At 60.3% G+C, this 20,737-nt stretch carries 17 protein-coding genes and 1 pseudogene; 4 read left to right on the forward strand and 14 right to left on the reverse strand.

From position 1 onward, the window contains the following. Positions 1-36: 36 nt before the first annotated feature. From LRO94_RS06720 to LRO94_RS06735, 4 genes are all read right to left on the reverse strand, one after another. Positions 37-747, reverse strand: coding sequence for an rRNA pseudouridine synthase (locus LRO94_RS06720; protein WP_032891755.1), 711 nt, complete (start codon positions 745-747; stop codon positions 37-39). 71 nt (positions 748-818) lie between these two features. After that, the gene (locus tag LRO94_RS06725) at positions 819-1,292 is read right to left on the reverse strand and encodes a GNAT family N-acetyltransferase (protein ID WP_032891753.1); all 474 of its coding nucleotides are present in this window, start codon (positions 1,290-1,292) and stop codon (positions 819-821) included. A 103-nt stretch (positions 1,293-1,395) separates the two neighbouring features. Beyond that, positions 1,396-2,736: a 30S ribosomal protein S12 methylthiotransferase RimO gene (rimO, locus tag LRO94_RS06730; protein ID WP_046384502.1), complete on the reverse strand. Its 1,341-nt coding sequence runs from the start codon at positions 2,734-2,736 to the stop codon at positions 1,396-1,398. 195 nt (positions 2,737-2,931) lie between these two features. Then, positions 2,932-3,309 carry a c-type cytochrome gene (locus tag LRO94_RS06735; RefSeq protein WP_095183977.1) on the reverse strand — a complete coding sequence of 126 codons (378 nt, stop codon included), beginning with the start codon at positions 3,307-3,309 and terminating at the stop codon, positions 2,932-2,934. 356 nt (positions 3,310-3,665) lie between these two features. Here LRO94_RS06735 and LRO94_RS06740 point away from each other — a divergent pair, with 356 nt between their 5' ends. The 3 genes from LRO94_RS06740 (at position 3,666) to LRO94_RS06750 (ending at position 7,256) form a co-directional block, all read left to right on the forward strand. Then, on the forward strand, positions 3,666-5,567 hold the full coding sequence (locus LRO94_RS06740) for a potassium transporter Kup (RefSeq protein WP_032891749.1): 1,902 nt from the start codon (positions 3,666-3,668) through the stop codon (positions 5,565-5,567). Positions 5,568-5,692: 125 nt separating this feature from the next. After that, positions 5,693-6,799 (forward strand): NADH:flavin oxidoreductase/NADH oxidase, encoded by a 1,107-nt coding sequence (locus LRO94_RS06745; protein ID WP_032891746.1) that lies wholly within the window; start codon positions 5,693-5,695, stop codon positions 6,797-6,799. Between the two features lie 271 nt (positions 6,800-7,070). Beyond that, positions 7,071-7,256, forward strand: coding sequence for a hypothetical protein (locus LRO94_RS06750; RefSeq protein WP_032891743.1), 186 nt, complete (start codon positions 7,071-7,073; stop codon positions 7,254-7,256). 51 nt (positions 7,257-7,307) lie between these two features. Here the strand turns inward: LRO94_RS06750 and LRO94_RS06755 are convergent, their stop codons facing one another. The 10 genes and pseudogenes from LRO94_RS06755 to LRO94_RS06795 all read right to left on the reverse strand — a co-directional run bounded on the left by LRO94_RS06755 (position 7,308) and on the right by LRO94_RS06795 (position 19,852). After that, positions 7,308-8,933: a glucan biosynthesis protein D gene (locus LRO94_RS06755; protein ID WP_032891741.1), complete on the reverse strand. Its 1,626-nt coding sequence runs from the start codon at positions 8,931-8,933 to the stop codon at positions 7,308-7,310. 373 nt (positions 8,934-9,306) lie between these two features. Continuing rightward, a pseudogene (locus LRO94_RS28010) lies at positions 9,307-9,435 on the reverse strand (hypothetical protein); the annotation flags it as partial. Between the two features lie 201 nt (positions 9,436-9,636). Continuing rightward, positions 9,637-11,499, reverse strand: a complete 1,863-nt coding sequence (locus LRO94_RS06760; protein WP_179179460.1) for an NAD(P)-binding protein — start codon at positions 11,497-11,499, stop codon at positions 9,637-9,639. A 68-nt stretch (positions 11,500-11,567) separates the two neighbouring features. After that, the gene (locus LRO94_RS06765; protein WP_179179459.1) at positions 11,568-12,992 is read right to left on the reverse strand and encodes a gamma-aminobutyraldehyde dehydrogenase; all 1,425 of its coding nucleotides are present in this window, start codon (positions 12,990-12,992) and stop codon (positions 11,568-11,570) included. A gap of 169 nt (positions 12,993-13,161) precedes the next feature. After that, complete coding sequence (locus tag LRO94_RS06770; RefSeq protein WP_032891735.1) at positions 13,162-13,971, reverse strand: ABC transporter permease; 810 nt, start codon at positions 13,969-13,971, stop codon at positions 13,162-13,164. Then, positions 13,961-14,890 carry an ABC transporter permease gene (locus LRO94_RS06775; protein WP_032891733.1) on the reverse strand — a complete coding sequence of 310 codons (930 nt, stop codon included), beginning with the start codon at positions 14,888-14,890 and terminating at the stop codon, positions 13,961-13,963. Before LRO94_RS06775 ends, LRO94_RS06770 begins: the two co-directional genes overlap by 11 nt. Before the next feature lies 1 nt (position 14,891). Then, positions 14,892-15,926 (reverse strand): ABC transporter ATP-binding protein, encoded by a 1,035-nt coding sequence (locus LRO94_RS06780; protein WP_179179458.1) that lies wholly within the window; start codon positions 15,924-15,926, stop codon positions 14,892-14,894. Positions 15,927-16,125: 199 nt separating this feature from the next. After that, positions 16,126-17,277: a putative ABC transporter substrate-binding protein YdcS gene (ydcS, locus tag LRO94_RS06785; RefSeq protein ID WP_179179457.1), complete on the reverse strand. Its 1,152-nt coding sequence runs from the start codon at positions 17,275-17,277 to the stop codon at positions 16,126-16,128. 73 nt (positions 17,278-17,350) lie between these two features. Beyond that, a complete protein-coding gene (locus tag LRO94_RS06790) occupies positions 17,351-18,808 on the reverse strand; it encodes a gamma-aminobutyraldehyde dehydrogenase (protein ID WP_177434247.1) in 1,458 nt (485 codons plus the stop codon). A 132-nt stretch (positions 18,809-18,940) separates the two neighbouring features. Further along, on the reverse strand, positions 18,941-19,852 hold the full coding sequence (locus tag LRO94_RS06795) for a LysR family transcriptional regulator (protein WP_032891728.1): 912 nt from the start codon (positions 19,850-19,852) through the stop codon (positions 18,941-18,943). A 168-nt stretch (positions 19,853-20,020) separates the two neighbouring features. Between LRO94_RS06795 and LRO94_RS06800 the strand changes: the two genes are divergently transcribed. Beyond that, positions 20,021-20,731 carry a tellurite resistance TerB family protein gene (locus LRO94_RS06800; protein WP_179179456.1) on the forward strand — a complete coding sequence of 237 codons (711 nt, stop codon included), beginning with the start codon at positions 20,021-20,023 and terminating at the stop codon, positions 20,729-20,731. Positions 20,732-20,737 lie beyond the last annotated feature (6 nt).

The raw sequence follows: 20,737 nt of genomic DNA on the forward strand, positions 1-20,737 counted from the left end.
CCGCCCATCAGGCGGTGTCGAGAAAAGGGGAGCGGCTTAGAACTTCTCTTTGCCGGACAAGTAACGCCATTGACCGACCGGCACCTTGCCGATGGACACGCCGCCGATACGGATGCGGCGGATCGCCACGACCTTCAGGCCAACGGCTTCACAGAACAGCGCGATCACGCCTGGCTGCGGGTTTTTCATCGCGAAACGCAGGCGGTTTTCGTTCTGCCAGCTGGCTTTAACTGCTGGCAGCTCCTTGCCCTTGTAGGTAAGACCGTGATTGAGGCGGTTGAGGCCGTGAGCAACCATGTCGCCCTCGACCTCTACCACGTATTCCTGCTCGATCTTGGTGGCATCGGCGGTCAACTTGCGCAGAATCTTCCAGTCCTGGGTAAACACCAACAGGCCGCTGGCCTTGGCTTGCAGGTCGGCGCTGGCGGTCAGGCGCAGGAAGTGACCTTTGAGCGGGCGCTTGCTGAAACGGTGTTCTTCGGAGAGCGTTTCGGCGCTGATCGAGGCCATGGCTGTCTCGGCATCCACGCCAGCAGGGGCGTGCAGCAGAATGGTCACCGGTTCAGGCACTGTCGCCTTGGCGTCCGGGTCGAGTTCGACTTTCTGGGTCGTGACCTTGAACTGCGGCTCGTCGATCACTTCACCGTCCACCGAGACCCAGCCGCCTTCGATAAACAGCTCAGCCTCCCGACGGGAGCAACCGACCAGTTCGATAAGGCGTTTGGAGAGGCGTATGGGGTCAGTCATGACAAGGGCCGTAACAAAAGGGGGCGGCTATTGTACCTGTGTGGGCGCGGTTAATCCCGGCCCCATTTCATTTAGCCCTGACGCTCCTGCTGTTGTAGCTGGTGCAAACGCATATGCAGCAACGGATAAGGTTGGCCCAAACCATCATGCTCCGTGCGTCCGATCACCTCGAACCCGAGTTTCAAGTAAAACCCCAGGGCCTGTGGGTTCTGTTCGTTGACGTCCAGCGCTTGGGCATTCATGTGCTCGATCGCATACCACAGCAGCTGTCGGCCAAGACCCTGACCACGGTGCTGCGGGTCGATAAACAGCATCTCCACCTTGCCCGCCGCAACCCCGGCAAACCCGGTGATGCGCTGGCGTGAGTCTTTGGTGCAGATCAGCATCACCGAGTCCAGGTAGCGGGTCAGCACCAGCCCCTTGAGCAGTACGATGTAACTCTCGGGTAAAAAGTCATGAGTGGCCCGCACCGAATCCTCCCAGATCCGCGCCAACTCCGCGTAGTCGCTGATTTTAGGTGTATGGATAATCGAATGCTGACGCATGCCCGCTGCCCCTTGCTGTGATCGGTGCTGATGGGCAAAACGATAGACGTAAAAAAGCCCCGCATCTTGTCCAGAAGCAGGGCTTTTTTAAATTTTTACAGCGTTAGTCGCGCTTTTCGGCCCACAGGTCGTATTCGTCGGCGTCGGTCACGGTGCACCAGACCTTGTCGCCCGGCTTTAAACCGCTGGCATCGTCGATAAACACGTTACCGTCGATTTCCGGCGCGTCGAAGAAGCAGCGGCCAACCGCGCCTTGCTCGTCGACTTCGTCGATCAGCACTTCGATTTCCTTGCCGATACGCAATTGCAGGCGCGCCGAGCTGATCGCCTGTTGGTGCGCCATGAAACGCTCCCAACGGTCTTGCTTGACGTCGTCCGGCACCACGGCCAGGTCCAGCAGGTTGGCTGGAGCACCTTCCACCGGGGAGTACTGGAAGCAGCCGACGCGATCCAGTTGGGCTTCGGTCAGCCAGTCCAACAGGTACTGGAAGTCTTCTTCGGTTTCGCCGGGGAAGCCGACGATGAAGGTGGAACGGATGATCAGCTCCGGGCAGATCTCGCGCCAGTTCTTGATGCGCGCCAGGGTCTTGTCTTCGAAAGCTGGGCGTTTCATCGCCTTCAACACTTTCGGGCTGGCGTGCTGGAACGGGATGTCCAGGTACGGCAGGATCTTGCCGGCAGCCATCAACGGGATCAGTTCGTCTACGTGCGGGTACGGGTAAACGTAATGCAGGCGCACCCACACGCCCAGGCTGCTGAGGGCTTCGCAGAGTTCGGTCATACGGGTTTTCACCGGCGCGCCGTTCCAGAAACCGGTACGGTATTTCACGTCGACGCCGTAGGCGCTGGTGTCCTGAGAGATCACCAACAGCTCTTTCACGCCGGATTTGACCAGGCGCTGGGCTTCGTCGAGCACGTCACCAACCGGGCGGCTGACCAGCTTGCCCCGCATCGACGGGATGATGCAGAAGCTGCAGCTGTGGTTGCAGCCTTCGGAAATCTTCAGGTACGCATAGTGGCGCGGGGTCAGCTTGATGCCTTGCGGCGGCACCAGGTCGATCAGCGGGTTGTGATCCTGGCGCGGCGGCACTACTTGGTGCACGGCATTGACCACCTGCTCGTACTGCTGCGGACCGGTCACGGCCAGCACGCTCGGGTGCACGTTGCGGATATTGCCTTCTTCCACACCCATGCAGCCGGTCACGATGACCTTGCCGTTTTCCTTGATGGCTTCGCCGATCACTTCCAGGGACTCTGCCTTGGCCGAGTCGATAAAGCCGCAGGTGTTGACCACCACCACGTCGGCGTCCTGGTAAGTGGACACAACGTCATAGCCTTCCATACGCAGTTGCGTGAGGATGCGCTCGGAGTCGACCAGAGCCTTCGGGCAACCCAGGGAAACAAAGCCAACCTTAGGGTTGGCTTTTGCGATGGTGGTGGACATGTCTAACCTCGGTATTGAATGACGCCGCCAGTCGGGCACGACAAGGCGGTGGACGGGCACTTGGTGTGCCTCTGATCAAAAAGTGCGCAATTCTAGCGATGGGCGGCGCACTTGACCAGCTTTATGCGGGGAAATGCGACGAGTGCTCTTTTGCTGGCCGGCGTGTTCTATAAGTGCCCAACGCTTACCTCAAGCTCACCGACTCATTGAAATCACACCCGTCATGTACTGATTCAAATCGCGCAGATCATTAATCCGCCAAGCGAACGGTGGCAGCTTCACACCGTTCTCTCGCAAGGTTTTTGGAATCAGGTCTCCATTGGGTCGAAGTATTATCGACGACACAATTACGCCCGGATAATCCTTAAGTCGTTTCTTGAACGCGGGTGTGGTGAGGTTTGGTGTCGGAGGGTTGCTCTTACTGGCCAAGGGGCCCGTGCCTTTGATGTCCGCTCCGTGGCACATGGCGCATCGCTGTAGGTAGATATTTTTTCCGTTGAGGTTATCCGCGAAGGACAGTGATGTTTGAGCCAGCGATAACACTGCCAGCGAAGCAATAAATACTCTTCTCATAGACGTCCTTGTTGTATCAGTTGGATCTGAATCGAGGGCAAGTTCAGGGCCTGGCGTTGGTGACGGGCAGGGCACGTCCGACCTCTGTATGTGGCCGGTCGCGCACGGCCAGGCAGCGAACCAGTGCTGTAGGCCTCTGTGATCGAAAAGAGCGCGATGCTAGCCACGGGCAATTCACTTGACCAGCTTTATGCAGGGAAATGTGACGAGTGCTGCGCTATGCTTCGCGCCGTTGCGCACGGGTAAAAACCTTGGGTCAATAAAACGTCTGTTACGAGAAGTAAAACAGCGCATGCTAGGGTCAGCTTAGGCGCGTTGTTTATAAGAGACCTCAGGTCAAAGGGCAGGAGTGGTTGATGGGTCACGCGAGTAGTCAGGCAGCAAGTGCCGAGCATTCAAACACCAAGCCGATCGGCATGCTGGTGGCGGCGGTCGGGGTGGTTTACGGCGATATCGGGACCAGTCCGCTCTACACCCTCAAAGAGGTGTTCACCGGAGGGTATGGGGTTCAGGTTAACCATGACGGTGTCTTGGGGATCCTGGCGCTGATCTTCTGGTCGCTGATCTGGGTCGTTTCGATCAAATACATGCTGTTCGTGCTGCGCGCCGACAACCAGGGCGAAGGCGGCATCATGGCCTTGACCGCACTGGCACGTCGGGCAGCGGGGGAACGTAAAAAGCTGCGCAGTTTCCTGGTCGTGTGTGGCCTGTGCGGGGCGGCGCTGTTCTACGGTGACAGCATGATCACCCCGGCGATTTCGGTGTTGTCAGCAGTAGAAGGCCTGGAGCTGGCGTTCGACGGCCTGGAAAAATGGGTTGTGCCGATTGCGTTGGTGGTGCTGGTGGCGCTGTTTCTGATCCAGAAACACGGTACCGATCGCATCGGCAAGCTGTTCGGGCCGGTGATGGTGACCTGGTTCCTGGTGCTGGGCGGGCTGGGTATCTATGGCATCAGCCAGCATCCCGAAGTGCTCAAGGCATTGAACCCGATGTGGGCCGTGCGTTTCTTCGAGGCTCATCCAGGCATTGGCGTGGCCATCCTGGGTGCCGTGGTGCTGGCACTGACTGGCGCCGAAGCGCTGTACGCCGACATGGGCCATTTCGGCCGCAAGCCCATTGCCCGCGCCTGGTTCATCCTGGTGTTGCCGGCACTGGTGCTCAACTATTTCGGCCAGGGCGCCATGCTGCTGGGCGATCCTGAAGCCGCGCGCAACCCGTTCTATCTGCTGGCGCCGAGCTGGGCGCTGATCCCGCTGGTGGTTCTGTCGACCCTGGCGACGGTGATTGCTTCCCAGGCGGTGATTTCCGGCGCGTTCTCCTTGACTCGCCAGGCGATCCAATTGGGTTACATCCCGCGCATGCACATTCAGCACACCTCCAGTGCCGAACAGGGCCAGATCTATATCGGCGCGGTGAACTGGTCGCTGATGGTCGGCGTGATTCTGCTGGTGCTGGGCTTCGAGTCCTCAAACGCACTGGCCTCGGCCTACGGCGTGGCGGTGACGGGCACCATGTTGATGACCACCATCCTCGTCTCGGCGGTGATGTTGCTGCTGTGGAAATGGCCCCCAGTGCTGGCCGTGCCGGTACTGCTCTGCTGCCTGTTGGTGGATGGGCTGTATTTCGCGGCCAACGTACCGAAAATCATCCAGGGCGGCGCCTTCCCGGTGATCGCGGGGATCGTGCTGTTCGTGTTGATGACCACCTGGAAGCGCGGCAAGCAATTACTGGTGGAACGTCTCGACGAAGGCGGCCTGCCGCTGCCGATCTTTATCAGCAGTATTCGCGTGCAGCCGCCCCATCGGGTTCAAGGCACGGCGGTGTTCCTGACCGCGCGGCCCGATGCCGTGCCCCATGCGCTGTTGCACAACCTGCTGCATAACCAGGTATTGCACGAGCAAGTGGTGCTGCTGACGGTGGTCTATGAAGACATCCCGCGCGTCCCGGCATCGCGGCGTTTCGAGGTGGATTCCTACGGGGAAGGGTTCTTCCGCGTGATCCTGCACTTCGGCTTCACCGACGAGCCGGATGTGCCCGAAGCGCTGAAGTTGTGCCACTTGGATGATCTGGATTTCAGCCCAATGCGCACCACCTACTTCCTCAGCCGCGAGACGGTGATTGCCTCGAAAATCGAAGGCATGGCGCGCTGGCGCGAAGCCTTGTTTGCATTCATGTTGAAGAATGCCAACGGCAACCTGCGCTTCTTCAAACTTCCGGTAAACCGGGTGATCGAGCTGGGCACCCAGGTCGAGATGTAAGTATCTGCTGCACGGGAGCCGGCAATCGGCTCCCGCTTTCCGTCTGAACCCTGTGCAATCGATCGTTGTCGACTAGGCTCTAAGCACTGTTGAACAGTGCCCATAGAACCCAGAAGAGGTGCGCCATGAGTCAGCTGCTCGAACCCTATACCCTGCGCCAATTGACCCTCCTGAACCGCATTGCCGTCTCGCCGATGTGCCAATACTCCAGTGACGATGGACTGGCCAATGACTGGCATCTGGTGCACCTCGGCAGCCGTGCCGTCGGCGGCGCCGGGCTGATTTTTACCGAGGCCACCGCCGTGACTGCCGATGGCCGCATCACGGCACAGGACTTGGGCTTGTGGAACGACCAACAGATCGAACCGCTGCAACGCATCACCCGTTTTATCGCCGCCCAGGGCGCGGTGGCTGGCATCCAACTGGCCCATGCCGGGCGCAAGGCCAGCACCCATCGGCCGTGGATCGGCAAGCATGGCAGCGTCAAGCCGGAGGACGGTGGTTGGGTACCGGTAGGTCCATCGCCGATTGCCTTTGACCCTCAACACACCCAACCGCGACAACTGGACGAAGCGCAGATCCAGCAAGTGATCGCTGACTTCGTCGCCGCTGCCAAACGTGCGCTCACCGCGGGTTTCGAGGTGGTGGAAATTCACGCGGCTCACGGTTATCTGTTGCACCAATTCCTGTCACCCATCAGCAATCAGCGGCAGGACCAATACGGCGGCTCCTTTGAAAACCGTATCCGGCTGGTGCTTCAGGTGACCAAGGCCGTGCGTGAAGTCTGGCCCCAGGAGTTGCCGCTGTTCGTACGGGTGTCGGCCACCGACTGGGTGGAGGACGGCTGGAACCCCGATGAAACCGTGGAACTGGCACGCCGCCTCAAAGACCTGGGCGTGGACCTGATCGACGTATCCTCCGGTGGCACCGCCGCCAATGCCGAGATCCCCACCGGGCCGGGCTACCAGACGCGCTTCGCCGAACGCGTGCGCAAGGAGTCGGGCATCGCCACGGGGACCGTGGGCATGATCACCGAACCGGCTCAGGCCGAGCACATCCTGCGCACTTGCCAGGCCGATATCATCTTCCTGGCTCGTGAACTGCTGCGCGATCCGTACTGGCCGTTGCACGCCGACGATGACTTGGGCGGGCGCAAAGCAATCTGGCCGGCTCAGTACCAACGCGCGACCCATCGGGATCAACCGATTCATGAGTCTGACTTGAGGGATTGATCCTTCGCTGGCTCCATCTAAACCCACCCTGAGCCGGTGGGTTTTTTTTGCCTGTTGCTGTGGGATGGCGCTGTAGGTATTTGTTACCGAAGTAATTTTTTAAGTGAATACTCTAAAAAAATCCCACACGTAACGAGATTGTTTCTACGCTTAGGGTAAGACCGATTTCTGGCCCAGGGAGTCAGTCTGTTTGTCCACGGAGGCATTGCGCTTCACGGGAGATGGTTGATGGGCGCCGGGAGTATTTGATTGATATCAGGAGAAACAGTCCATGGCCAAGTCCTATGGAGTAGCAGGTTTGGTGGCGTCTTTTTTGACCCGCAGGGTGTCCTTGCGTAGCCGCCGGTTGAGTTTGGATGAGGTCGAGTTGCTGGCGCAGTATCGCGCTCTGAACGAGAGCGATCAGGTGGCGATGCGTTATCTGATTGGGGCGATGAAGAGCGTGTCGCGGTTTTAGAGTCGACGTGGAACGCGTGTGGGAGGGAGCAAGCCCCCTCCCACAGTTGAATCAGGTGTACTTGCGCTGGTCCGGTGCCGGCGGGAAGTACTGATACAGCCAGGTTTCACTCAAGGTGCGGTCCTGGGTTCGGATAAACAGGCGCAGCTCCACCGGTTCCACGCTGTCGCTGGTCGGGTACCAGTCGAACAGGATGCGGTAGCCCTTGATGTTATCGAGCACCAGCACGCTGAAGTCTTTCACTTCACCATGGGAGCAAGTCACCACGGGCTCAATCCCTGTGCCTGGCGGTAAACGGTCCAAGCCACCGCCCTTGAAGTCCACGGCAAAACGGCGCGCCCACACGTCCGGGTAATGTTCACCCGGCGCCCAACCTTCAGTAAAACCGCCCATGCCGGAACGGGTCGCGTCGACCTGGGCCAATGGTGTGCTCACCGGTGGCAAGGCGCTCCAGTACAGTTTGTAGCCATAGTTCAGCGATTCACCCGCCGCCACCGGCTTCTTCGGGGTCCAGAAGGCCACGATGTTGTCCAGGGTCTCGCCGGTGGTGGGGATCTCCAACAGGTCGATTGAGCCTTCGCCCCAGGCGGTGGTCGGTTCGACCCACAGGCTTGGGCGCTTGCTGTACCAGTCCACAGTGTCCTGATAGCTGGCGAACTCATGGTCGGTCTGCACCAGGCCAAAGCCTTTCGGGTCTTTGTCGGCGAATGCATTGAATTGCAACTTGGCGGGGTTGTTCAGCGGGCGGCAGATCCACTCGCCGTTGCCGCGCCACATCGCCAGGCGGTCCGAGTCGTGGATTTGCGGGTGGATGGTGTCGCACATCCGGCGCTCGTGGGTGCCGCAGCTGAACATGCTGGTCATAGGGGCAATGCCCAGTTGTTCGATGGCAGTACGCGCATTGATATGGGCGTCGATCGCCATCACCACCTGGTTGGCCTGGCAGTCGATATCGAAGCGGTAGGCGCCGGTGGCGCTTGGCGAGTCAAGCAGGGCGTAGACCACAAAACGCGTGGCGTCCTTGTCTGGAGTTTCGAACCAGAACTGGGTGAAATCAGGGAATTCTTCGCGTTTTTTGGCGTAGGTGTCGATGGCCAGGCCTCGGGCCGACAGGCCGTATTGGCCGGTGGAATCCACCGCGCGGAAGTAGCTGGCGCCGAGAAACGACAGCACGTCATGGCGGTCCAGCTCCGGTGCCTTGAACAGCTTGAAGCCGGAGAAACCAAGGTCGCCGGTCAGCTGTTTGGTGTCGACGGTGGTTTTTTCATAGTTGAACAGCGAAGGGCGGAAGTGCACTTCACGGGCTTCACGGGTTTTCGGATCAACGCTGTGCATGCGCACCGGTGTCTTGAAACCCATGCCGACGTGGAAAAACTGCACGTCCAACTGGCCGTTCAACTCTTTCCACAGCGAATGCTTGCCGTCGTAGCCAATGGCGTTGAAATTCTGTGGGGTCATGGTCGCCAGGGTCGGCGGCAGCACCTGTTTGGTGTCTTTATACGCGGTTCCGGCGAGTTGCTTGGCCTGGGCTTTCAGTGCGTCGAAATCGAACGCCACGGCCTTGCCGTCGGCGGCACGGTTCCCGGCCCAGGCCTGCGCGGCCAGTAGGCCGCTGGCCGACAAACCGGTGTAAGCCGCAATGGCCATGGACGCTTTGAGCAAATTCCTGCGGTGCATAGAGACAACCTGTCGTGAGCAAATCCCGCGCCGTTCCTGGCACGTGCTGGATCAGAAATAACGGTTCGGACATGCCTTCGGCCAAACGCAACGGACATTAAACAGACGCCGGATAGCTTAAGCGGTTCGATGGTGTAGGAAAAATGATTGATGGCTGTGTGATGGCGTTGCATATGAAACAAGTTGTGTCGTCAGGTGAGTTGCGTACTTTTGTAGTGAGCGGGCTTGCCCCGCGCCGGGGCGCGAAGCGGCCCCCATGAAAACCACACAGGCCGTCTGAAAACGTGCGGCATTTGGCTTCAGGGCCGCTTTGCAGCCCAGCGCGGGGCAAGCCCGCTCACCACAAGACTTCGTTTAGCCACACTATTTCGACTTAGCCCACCTCTCTCACTGCCCGAAAAGCCTCATCAATCGCCGCATGGGCGTACGCACTCCATGCCGCATCCGAGTTGGCGATGCTCACAGGCCCTACAGATTTGCGCGCCAGATTCATCAACGTTTCATATGAAGCAAGTTGTGTCGTCAGTGAGTTGCACGCTGTTGTAGTGAGCGGGCTTGCCCCGCGCTGGGGCGCGAAGCGGCCCCCATGAAAACCACACAGGCCGTCTGAAAACGTGCGGCGTTTGGCTTCAGGGCCGCTTCGCAGCCCAGCGCGGGGCAAGCCCGCTCACCACAAGACTTCGTTTAGCCAGACTATTTCGACTTATCCCACCTCTCTCACTGCCCGAAAAGCCTCATCAATCGCTGCATGGGCGTACGCACTCCATGCCGCATCCGAGTTGGCGATGCTCACATGGCCTACAGGTTTGCGCGCCAGATTCATCAACGCTTCGCTCTCATCTACGTTATCAAACAAGCTGTTGGAGAAGCTCGCATACCCGTGTGACCAGCGGTTGACCGTGATCGCCAGAATATCCGTCTCGTGCTTGAACCCACCCGGCCCGAGCATGCGTTGCAGTTGGTCACGCAGTTGCGCCTCCAGTTGCTCGAACGTCTGCCCATACAGCTTGCCCCGCCCGGCGCGTGCCTGGTCGCGGGCGTTCATACCGCTGTTGGGGCTGGTGGGCACGTAGACCATGTGCAGGCCAATCGGCTGCGTCGGGTCCCGTGGGTGATCGTAGCCGCCCATGCTCACCGGGTAGTCCAGCTTGATGCGACTGTACGGTTGGGTCGCCGCGTAAATCTCATGCACCCCCAGTTTTTGGAAGGACTGCCAATTGCGGATTACCACCTTGGTGTACACCAGCGGGTATTTCACGTTCTGGCTCAAGGCATGGGCCTGGGGCGCTGGCAGGTCTTTGAGCAGGTACGGAATCATCATGTTGTAGCACGCCAGGATGCAGCGCTTGCCGCGCACCTGTGCGAGTTGGCCGCCGCGGCTGTAGCCGATATGCACACCGCCATCGACGTTACGCACGCTGACGGCGGTGCTGTTCAAGCGCAGCCGTACCGGCGCCTTGGGTTGGTCGAGCCTGGCGTAGTCAAAGGTAGCCAGCACGATGTCGTCCATGGTGTGCCCCGGTGCTACGCCTGGGATCAGACTACGCACCAGCAACCGCGCCACCGAGGCGTTGCCATCCGGGAAGTGGTAGATGTAGGGCTCTTCCATTTCCGCTGCGGCTTCTTCGCTGATTGGTGCCAGGTTCATGCCCGCAAACCCGGGGAAACCTACGCTATAGGCATCGGCCGCTGCCACGGCATCAATGCTCAGCGCCATGAAGTCATTGGTACGGCTTTGGAAGTACTTCACCGCGCCTTCCGATAACCCTACGTCCTTGAGCAGGAAATTGCGGTAGCTGGTCGCCGCCAGATGGTCGGCCTTTTCTTCGGCAGTCTTACCTGGCAAGTAGTCCTTTGGCGTCATGTGCAGGTCTATCAGCGCCTGGCGATCCTCTGCAGGCAGGGGGAAGTCATTGATGAAGTCGCTGATGGACCGCGCATGCAGTTGGTCCGGCGCAATATCGTCGGCCACCATGGGCGTCGGGTCGCCGGTCACCAGTTTGTCTTCGCCGAAGTTTTCCTTGTCGAAAAACACACCGCGCGACAGGCCTAGGTTGGGGTAGAACTGACGGTCGAAGGCGGTTTCGAAGCGCTTGATATCAACCCCGAGCTTCTTCAACAGCCTGTTCACTTCCTGGCTGTACAGATGGTTCGGCGACTGCAACGCCTCGCTGCCGCCGTAACCGATGATCATGCGGCCACCGGCCTGGAATTCATTGCGCTTGGCGTGGCCGCCGAAGTCGTCGTGGTTTTCCAGGATCAGGATCTTCGCCTTGGGGTGCTTTTCCCGGTAGAACCATGCCGCCGACAAACCGCTCAAGCCACCCCCGACCACCACCAGGTCGTAATCCTCGGTGATCGGCAATTTCTCGGTGTCGAACACTTTCTTTTCCCAGCCCATCTGGTGAGCCACTTCGAATGAGCCGACATGGCTGCCGCGCAGGCCGGTAAGGGCAGGGGGGTAGTAGCGGCCATCGGGTGCGGCCTGGAGCAGTTGCAGTGGGGTCATGCCTGCGGCAACGGTAATGGCGACGCCGTTGAGGAAGTCGCGGCGGGTGATGTCCATTGGTGGGAACCTGAGATTTTATTGTTGTAGGACCCGGCACCCAAGGTAGGTGCCGGGGAGGCGCTTAATCAGTGCTTGAACATCACATGGCGAACGGTGGTGTAGTCCTCCAGCCCATACATGGACATGTCCTTGCCATAACCCGATAGTTTCTGACCGCCATGGGGCATTTCGCTGACCAGCATGAAGTGGGTATTCACCCACGTGCAGCCATACTGCAACCGCGCGGCCAAACGGTGGGCGCGGCCTACATCGGCGGTCCATACGGACGACGCCAAGCCGTAGTCCGAATCATTGGCCCAGCCCAACACCTGTGCCTCGTCGGTGAACTTCGTCACCGACACCACTGGCCCGAACACCTCGCGGCGCACGATTTCATCGTCCTGCTGTGCATCGGCCAATACCGTCGGCTCAAAGAAGAACCCATTGCCGTCCACCGCCTTGCCACCGGTGACCAGGCGGATATGCGGCTGTGCCACCGCACGCTCGACAAACCCCGCGACGCGGTCGCGGTGCTGTGCGGTGATCAGCGGGCCCAGTTCGGTGGCCGGGTCATCCTGCAAGCCGTATTTGATGCTGGCGACCGCCGCGCCGAGCTTCTCGACAAATGCGTCGTAGATATCCGCTTGGGCGTAAATGCGGCACGCGGCCGTGCAGTCCTGGCCGGCGTTATAGAAGCCAAAGGTGCGAATGCCTTCCACGGCGGCATCGATGTCCGCGTCGTTGAAGATGATCACCGGCGCTTTGCCGCCCAACTCCATGTGCATGCGTTTCACGCTGTCAGCGGTGCTGGAAATGATATTCGCGCCGGTGGCGATGGAGCCGGTCAGCGACACCATGCGCACTTTCGAGTGGTTCACCAGTGGGCTGCCCACGGTCGGCCCGCGACCGAACACCAGGTTGAGTACGCCGGCCGGGAAAATCTCCGACGCCAGTTCAACCATGCGCAACGCGGTCAGCGGGGTTTGCTCCGACGGCTTGAGCACCACGGTATTACCGGCGGCCAGGGCCGGGGCGATTTTCCAGGCGACCATCATCAGCGGGTAGTTCCACGGCGCAATGGAGGCGATCACGCCCACCGGGTCGCGGCGGATCATCGAGGTGTGGCCCGGCAGGTATTCACCGCCGGCCGAGCCGCTCATGCAACGGCTGGCGCCGGCGAAGAAGCGGAACACATCGGCAATCGCCGGGATCTCGTCGTTCAGCGCGGCGCTGTAGGGCTTGCCGCAGTTGTCCGATTCCAGCTTGGCCAGCTCTTCGCCGTGGGCTTCGATCGCGTCGGCCAGTTTCAGCAGCAGCAGCGAGCGGTCCTTCGGTGCGGTTTGCGACCAACCTTCGAACGCCGCATCGGCTGCGCGCACAGCGGCGTCGACCTGGGCTTCGCTGGCTTCCTTGATTTCTACCAGTACGCGGCCGAGGGCTGGGTTGAATACGGCTTGGGCCGGGCCTTCGCCCTCGATCAGCTGGCCGTTGATCAGTAATTTGGTTTGCATGGTTCAGCTCTCCACAAACTATTGTTATGTCCTTGAAGCAACCGACTCTAAATGTGGGAGGGGGCTTGCCCCCGATGACAGTCTTTCAGTCACATCATCTACAACTGACCCACCGCTATCGGGAGCAAGCCCCCTCCCACATTTGAGCTCGGTGCCTTCAATAAAAAAGTTATTTACCGCCACTCCCGGCCACGCTTTCACCACCGCGGGTCAGGTAATAGGCACCGAGAATCGGGAACATCGTCACCAGCATCACCAGCATCGCCACCACGTTGGTCACCGGCACATCCCGCGGGCGACTCAACTGGTTGAGCAACCACAGCGGCAAGGTGCGCTCGTGGCCGGCGGTGAAGGTGGTGACGATGATTTCGTCGAACGACAGCGCAAAGGCGAGCATGCCGCCGGCCAGCAGCGCCGAGCCCAGGTTGGGCATGATGATGTAGCGGAAGGTCTGCCAGCCGTCGGCGCCCAGGTCCATTGAGGCTTCAATCAGGCTGTGGGACGTGCGGCGCAAACGGGCGATGACGTTGTTGTAGACGATCACCACGCAGAAGGTCGCGTGGCCGACGATGATGGTGAACATCCCGGGCTCAATGCCCAACGTCTTGAACGTCGCCAGCAACGCGATACCGGTGATGATCCCCGGCAGCGCAATCGGCAGGATCAGCATCAGCGACACGCCTTGCTTGCCAAAGAACTCGCGGCGATACAGCGCCGCCGAGGCCAGCGTGCCAAGCACCATGGCGATCAGGGTGGCGATGGCTGCGATCTGCAGCGACAACTTGATCGACTCCAGCACGTCCGGCCGGGCGAACGCCACGCTGAACCACTTCAACGTGAAGCCCTGTGGCGGAAAGCTGAACGCTGCCTCTTCGGTATTGAAGGCGTAGAGGAAGATGATCAGGATCGGGAAGTGTAAAAACACCAGGCCGCCCCAGGCTGCGATCTTTAGTCCCAGCGAAGATTTCTCAGAGTGCATCGAAGGCCCCCAGGCGTTTGACGATGGACAGGTAAACCGCAATCAGCACGATGGGCACCAGGGTGAACGCCGCTGCCATGGGCATGTTGCCGATGGCGCCTTGCTGCGCGTAGACCATGCCACCGACGAAGTAGCCCGGCGGGCCCACCAGTTGCGGCACGATGAAATCGCCCAGGGTCAGCGAGAAGGTGAAGATCGACCCGGCGGCAATCCCCGGAATCGACAGTGGCAGAATCACTTGCATAAAAGTCTGGCGCGGCTTGGCGCCCAGATCCGCCGAGGCTTGCAGCAACGACGGCGGCAAACGCTCCAGCGATGCCTGGATCGGCAGGATCATGAACGGCAGCCAGATATAGACGAACACCATGAACCGCCCCAGGTGTGAGGTGCTCAAGGTGCTGCCGCCCACACCGGGAATACCCAGCACGAACTGCAACACCGGCTCCAGGCCCAGGTGCTGCACGAACCACTGCGCCACGCCGCCCTTGGCCAGCAGCAGGGTCCAGGCGTAGGCCTTGACGATGTAGCTGGCCCACATCGGCATCATCACTGCGATGTAAAAGAATGCCTTGGTCTTGCCCGTGGTGTAGCGCGCCATGTAGTAGGCAATCGGGAAGGCCACGATGGCGCTGGCAATCGACACCACAATCGCCATGCTCAAGGTGCGAAGGATGATGTCGAAGTTCGACGGCTGGAACAGTGCGGCGAAGTTGGCCAGGGTCAGGTCTGGCGTGACCGCCATGGTGAAGTCGTCGAAGGTGTAGAAGCCTTGCCACAGCAAGGTCAGCAACGAGCCGAGGTAAATCGCGCCGAACCAGATCAGCGGCGGTATCAACAGCATCGCCAGATACAGGTTGGGCTTGCGGTACAGCAGGTTGGAAAACCTGCGCATCGGTGGTTGGGAGAGGGCCAGGCTCATGTCACACCTCGCCTGCAATGTCGGTCAGCGGTGTCATGGCTTCCCGCGCCCAGCGCGCGGTAATGGTCTGGCCGACCTGATGGCCGCTGCTGATATCCAGCCACTGGTTGTTGGCCTGGCTGATGTTCAACGCCTGGCCGTTTTCCAGTTTTAGCTCATAGCGGGTGGCGCTGCCCTGGTACTGGATGTCATGCAGCAGGCCGCTGACTTCCACTTCGCCGGCACCCAGTGGGCCGTCGGCAAACCGCACGTGTTCCGGGCGGATCGAAAATGGCTGCGCGCTGCCGCTGAGGCGCTGGGCCAGTTCGCCGCGAATCACGTTGGAGGTGCCGACGAATTCGGCGACGAATGAGGTAGCCGGTTTCATGTACAGGTTGCGCGGGGTGTCGACTTGTTCGATGCGGCCTTTGTTGAACACTGCCACGCGGTCGGACATCGACAACGCTTCGGTTTGATCGTGGGTCACGAAAATAAAGGTGATGCCCAACTGGCGTTGCAGCTTCTTCAGCTCGCTTTGCATCTGTTCGCGCAGCTTGAGGTCAAGGGCGCCCAAGGGTTCATCGAGCAGCAGCACGCGGGGGCGATTGACCAGTGCGCGTGCCAGTGCCACACGCTGGCGCTGCCCACCTGAAAGTTGCACCGGCTTACGGTCGCCATACCCACCGAGGGCGACCATGCCCAAGGCTTCTTCGGCGCGGTTCAGGCGTTCGGCCTTGCCCACGCCCTTGACCTTGAGGCCGTAGGCCACGTTGTCGCGCACATTCATATGGGGGAACAGTGCGTAATCCTGGAACACGGTGTTTACGTCACGCTGATACGGCGGCAAGCCGGCGGCTTCCTCGCCATGAATGCGGATCGAGCCAGCGCTCGGTTGCTCGAACCCGGCGATCAGGCGCAGGCAAGTGGTCTTGCCAGAGCCGGAAGGGCCGAGCATGGAAAAGAACTCGCCGTCCTGGATATCGATGGAAACCCGGTCGACGGCTTTCACTTCGCCGAACTGACGGGAAACGTGGGTGAATTGGACTGCAAGCGTCATGGTGCGGTGCTCCAAAAAGGCGCGGGTCGTCGCAGCGGCCCGGCCTGGACTTCTGAAAAAACAAAACATCTATGAGTGCGGTCAATGTGGGAGGAGGCTTGCTCCCGATGACGGTGTGTCAGGCAACACAGGTTTGTCTGATGTACCGCTATCGTGAGCAAGCCCCCTCCCACAGGGGACCTAGGTCGTTTGGAAGGCCTTATCTGCCGCCCATGATCGCGATGTAATCCTGGGTCCAGCGGCTGTACGGTACGAACTTGCCGCCCTCAGCCTGTGGGGTTTTCCAGAAGGCGATCTTGTCGAACTGGTCGAACCCGTTGGTCTTGCAACCCTCGGCGCCGAGCAGTTCGCTTTCCTTACAGGCCGCAGGCACCGCCGGCAGCGAACCGAACCAGGCGGCGACATCGCCCTGGACCTTCGGCTGCAGCGACCAGTCCATCCACTTGTAGGCGCAGTTCGGGTGCTTGGCCTCGCTGTGCAACATGGTGGTGTCGGCCCAGCCGGTGGCGCCCTCTTTCGGAATGGTCGAGGCAATTGGCTGCTTTTCATTGACCAGCCCGTTGACCTGATACGGCCAGGCGCTGGAGGCCACCACGCCTTCGTTCTTGAAGTCACTCATTTGCACGGTGGTGTCGTGCCAGTAGCGGTGGATCAACGGTTGCTGGGCGCGCAACAGGTCGAGCACGGCTTTGTACTGGGTTTCGGTCAGTTCGTATGGGCTCTGGATGCCCAGTTCCGGCTGGGTCGATTTGAGGTACAGCGCTGCATCGGCGATGTAGATCGGGCCGTCATAGGCCTGCACGCGGCCTTTGTTCGGCTTGCCGTCCGGCAGGTTCTGGGCGTTGAACAGCACATCCCAACTGGTGGGCGCGGTCTTGAACACGTTGGTGTTGTACATCAGCACGTTCGGGCCCCATTGGTACGGGGTGCCGTAGGTCTGCTGGCCGACCACGTACCACGGCGCGTCTTTGAGGCGTGGGTCGATGTTCTTCCAGTTTGGGATCAGCGAGGTGTTGATCGGCTGCACACGCTTGCCGACGATCAACCGTAGCGACGCATCGCCCGACGCGGTGACCAGGTCATACCCGCCCTTGGCCATCAAGCTGACCATTTCGTCAGAAGTGGCGGCGGTTTTCACATTGACCTTGCAGCCGGTTTCCTTCTCGAAACCTGTGACCCAGTCGTAGGCCTTGTCGCTTTCGCCACGTTCGATATAGCCGGGCCAGGCGACGATATCCAGCTGGCCTTCGCCAGCGCCAATCGCCTTGAGCGGTTCGGCGGCCTGAATGCTGGCGCTGGCCAGCAGCGCGGAGGTCAAGGCACTGAGCAGTGCGGTCTTGTGCGCGGACATGGGGGTTCCCTCTTCTTTAATTATGGTCGGGGCAGTTGTGTGCAACCGGTGACGCAAAAGCTTAGTTGTTGTTTTAAAGATGTTGGCCGTGGCGGGCCATGATGTGGCGCACCACGCTGTAGTCCTGTAGCGAATCACTGGACAGATCTTTCCCATACCCCGAGCGCTTCAAGCCGCCGTGGGGCATTTCGCTGACCAGCATGAAATGGCTGTTGATCCAAGTGCAGCCGTATTGCAGGCGTGCGGCTACCTGCATGGCCTTGTCCAGATTCTGGGTCCACACAGAGGAGGCCAGGCCGTATTCGGAGTCATTGGCCCAGTCCACCGCCTGTTCCAGCTCATCGAAGCGGGTCACGGTGACCACTGGACCAAACACTTCGCGCTGCACAATTTCATCGCTCTGTTTACAGCCGGCGAGCAAGGTTGGCTGGTAATAGAAGCCCGCGCCGGAATGCACGGCGGCGCCCGTGACCCGCTCGATATGCGGCTGGCCGAGGGCACGCTCGACAAAACTGGCCACGCGGTCGCGCTGGCGCGTACTGATCAGCGGGCCGAGTTCGTTGTCGGCATCACGCTTGCCGGCAAAGCGCAGGCTGCTGACCGCCGCACCGAGGTCGGCGACCAATTTGTCGTGAATCCCCGACTGGGCGTAGATGCGGCATGCGGCGGTGCAGTCCTGGCCGGCGTTGTAGTAACCGTAGGCGCGCACACCCTCAACCACGGCTTGCAGGTCGGCATCGTTACACACGATTACCGGCGCTTTGCCGCCCAGTTCCAGGTGCGTGCGTTTGAGCGTCTTGGACGCGGCTTGCAGGATTTTCTGCCCGGTGACGATATCGCCGGTCAGGGAAACCATGCGCACTTTCGGGTGGCTGACCAGATGGCTGCCCACCCCTTCACCGCCGCCACAGAGAATGTTGATGACCCCGCGTGGTAACAAGTCCTTCAGCACAGGGGCGAGTGCGAGGATCGACAGCGGCGTATGTTCCGACGGCTTGAACACCAAGGTATTACCGGCAGCCAGCGCCGGGGCGATCTTCCAGGCGGCCATCATCAACGGGTAGTTCCACGGTGCGATGGAGGCGACGACGCCAATTGGATCGCGCCGCACCATGCTGGTGTAGCCCGGCAGGTATTCGCCGCTCAGTTGCCCTGTCTGGCAGCGCACGGCCCCGGCGAAGAAGCGGAACACGTCGACGGTGGCGCTCAAGTCATCCTGACGTGCCAGGTGCAACGGCTTGCCGCAGTTCAGGGATTCCAGGCGGGCCAGGTAATCGGCTTGTTTTTCGATGGCATCGGCGATGCCCAGAAGAATGTTTGAACGCTGTTGCGGCGTGGTCCGCGACCAGCTGGCAAATGCGCGGTGGGCCGCGAGGATGGCTGATTCGACCTGCTCGGTGCTGGCTTCAGCAATTTGGGTAAGCACTTCACCGGTGGCCGGGTTGAGGATCGGCTCGGCGAATCCCTGGCCCTGGACCAGTTCGCCGTCGATCAGCAACGCAGTAAGCAGCGGGGTGGGCGCGCCGGACATTTTTCGCGATCTCTTTTCTTGTGTGGTCATGGGCGTTCTCTTACAAGGCGCCGGACCTTCTCTTATGGATGAACTGAGAGTAGTGGTCAGGCGCGAGGTCAACAAATACTAAATACTGAATGCGGCATTCGATTAAATAGATGGCTTGCGTGGGTGCGGCTGTTCCCGGGCCACGGTGAGGAACGGGTCTACCAGCGCGGGACGCGCGGTGCCTCGGCGCCACGCCAGGCCCACATCGAGGGTCTGGCTGAGGTCGGCGATCGGCCGTGCCTCGATGATGTCGCCCTCCAGGGACCATGGGCGGTAGGTCATGTCCGGCTGAATCGACACGCCCAGTCCTGCCGCCACCAGGCTACGCACTGCCTCCGTCGATGCTGTACGCAGCGTGACGCGGGGTTGCAAGCCTGCGCTGGTCCAAAGGCGCTGGGCGTTTTGGCCCATTTCATCAACATTCAGCTGAATCAACGGCTCGCGCGCGACATCGGCCAGGTTGATGCTGTCGTGCTCCAGCAGCGGGTGCTGCGCCGGCAGCCACAGGCGATGGGGCGAGTGGGTCAGGACTTCTGTCTGAAGGGCGTGGCGGTCTTCGAGGTTGGAGAGGATCAGCACGCCGACGTCGATTTCGCCGCTCACCAGCAAATGCTCGATATAGGGGCGTTCGTCCTCCATCACGCGGATTTCCACATTGGGGTAGGCGCGCTGGAAGCGGGTGAGCAGGTCGGCGAGGTAGTAGCCGGCCACCAGGCTGGTCACGCCGATGATCAATTGCCCGGCCACTTGGTCGGTGCTTTGTTGCAGGCTGCGCTTGGCGTTGTCGACGGTGGCGAGGATCAAGTGCGCCTGGCGCAGGAACTGGTGGCCCTGGTGGGTGAGGGTCATGCCTTTGGCGTGGCGGTTGAACAGGTTTACCCCGATTTCCTGCTCCAATTGCTGGATCGCCAGGGTCAGGGTCGACTGGGAAATAAACGCGGTCTGCGCGGCGGCGGAGATCGAGCCGGTCTCGGCCACGGCGATAAAGTGCCGGATTTGACGCAAGGTCATCATGCTGGAATTACCAGTGGGGTGTTTTTATAGATTTGTCCGAGTGTATATCGGTTTTAGCGAACGGCAGTGGCGTTACATCTGGAAGCACTCTAGATCGGGGCTTTTTGGCACTTAGTTTTACGCTGAGGGCCTATTGGTCCTATGAACCCAAGTGTCTGGAGGCTACGAATGAATACCCGTGGATTGCTCGATCAGTTGCTCAAGTCCGGCCAGGACATGCTGCAAAGCAAGGCTGGCGGCCAACGCAAGCAGGACGACAAAGGCGCCTTGGGCGGACTGCTTGGCGGCGGAGGGTTGGGCAGCCTGCTTGGCGGTGCCGGTGGCGGCGCCCTGGCAGCCGGTGCCATGGGCTTGTTGATGGGCAACAAGAAGGCGCGCAAATTCGGCGGCAAAGCCCTGACCTACGGCGGGCTGGCCGCATTGGGCGTCATTGCCTACAAGGCCTACGGCAACTGGCAGGCCAATCAAGCCAATGCGCCCAAGGGCGAGCCGCAGACCATCGACCGCCTGCCACCGGCCCAAGCCGAGCAGCACAGCCAAGGCATTCTCAAGGCGCTGGTTGCAGCAGCCAAGGCCGACGGCCATGTGGATGAGCGCGAGCGAGAGCTGATCGAGGGGGAGTTCACCAAGCTGGATAACGACCGCGAGCTGCAAAGCTGGCTGCACGCCGAGCTGAACAAGCCTCTGGACCCGGCCGATGTCGCCCGCGCGGCAAGCACCCCGGAAATGGCTGCCGAAATGTATATCGCCAGCGTGATGCTGGTCGACGAAGAAAACTTCATGGAAAAGGCCTATCTGGACGAATTGGCCCGCCAACTGAAACTGGAGCCTGGCTTGAAGCTGGAGCTGGAAAAGCAGGTGCGTCAAGCTACCCTCTGAGCATCT

This window comes from Pseudomonas sivasensis (assembly GCF_021391435.1).
Lineage (GTDB): Bacteria > Pseudomonadota > Gammaproteobacteria > Pseudomonadales > Pseudomonadaceae > Aquipseudomonas > Aquipseudomonas sivasensis.

Coding starts and splice junctions, on each gene's coding strand:
- LRO94_RS06755 (WP_032891741.1), bottom strand. CDS start 8,933: ATGCACCGCAGGAATTTGCTCAAAGCGTCCATGGCCATTGCGGCTTAC.
- LRO94_RS06800 (WP_179179456.1), top strand. CDS start 20,021: ATGAATACCCGTGGATTGCTCGATCAGTTGCTCAAGTCCGGCCAGGAC.
- LRO94_RS06780 (WP_179179458.1), bottom strand. CDS start 15,926: ATGACGCTTGCAGTCCAATTCACCCACGTTTCCCGTCAGTTCGGCGAA.
- LRO94_RS06770 (WP_032891735.1), bottom strand. CDS start 13,971: ATGCACTCTGAGAAATCTTCGCTGGGACTAAAGATCGCAGCCTGGGGC.
- rimO (WP_046384502.1), bottom strand. CDS start 2,736: ATGTCCACCACCATCGCAAAAGCCAACCCTAAGGTTGGCTTTGTTTCC.
- LRO94_RS06720 (WP_032891755.1), bottom strand. CDS start 747: ATGACTGACCCCATACGCCTCTCCAAACGCCTTATCGAACTGGTCGGT.
- LRO94_RS06740 (WP_032891749.1), top strand. CDS start 3,666: ATGGGTCACGCGAGTAGTCAGGCAGCAAGTGCCGAGCATTCAAACACC.
- ydcS (WP_179179457.1), bottom strand. CDS start 17,277: ATGTCCGCGCACAAGACCGCACTGCTCAGTGCCTTGACCTCCGCGCTG.
- LRO94_RS06790 (WP_177434247.1), bottom strand. CDS start 18,808: ATGTCCGGCGCGCCCACCCCGCTGCTTACTGCGTTGCTGATCGACGGC.
- LRO94_RS06725 (WP_032891753.1), bottom strand. CDS start 1,292: ATGCGTCAGCATTCGATTATCCATACACCTAAAATCAGCGACTACGCG.
- LRO94_RS06750 (WP_032891743.1), top strand. CDS start 7,071: ATGGCCAAGTCCTATGGAGTAGCAGGTTTGGTGGCGTCTTTTTTGACC.
- LRO94_RS06795 (WP_032891728.1), bottom strand. CDS start 19,852: ATGATGACCTTGCGTCAAATCCGGCACTTTATCGCCGTGGCCGAGACC.
- LRO94_RS06735 (WP_095183977.1), bottom strand. CDS start 3,309: ATGAGAAGAGTATTTATTGCTTCGCTGGCAGTGTTATCGCTGGCTCAA.
- LRO94_RS06745 (WP_032891746.1), top strand. CDS start 5,693: ATGAGTCAGCTGCTCGAACCCTATACCCTGCGCCAATTGACCCTCCTG.
- LRO94_RS06775 (WP_032891733.1), bottom strand. CDS start 14,890: ATGAGCCTGGCCCTCTCCCAACCACCGATGCGCAGGTTTTCCAACCTG.
- LRO94_RS06765 (WP_179179459.1), bottom strand. CDS start 12,992: ATGCAAACCAAATTACTGATCAACGGCCAGCTGATCGAGGGCGAAGGC.
- LRO94_RS06760 (WP_179179460.1), bottom strand. CDS start 11,499: ATGGACATCACCCGCCGCGACTTCCTCAACGGCGTCGCCATTACCGTT.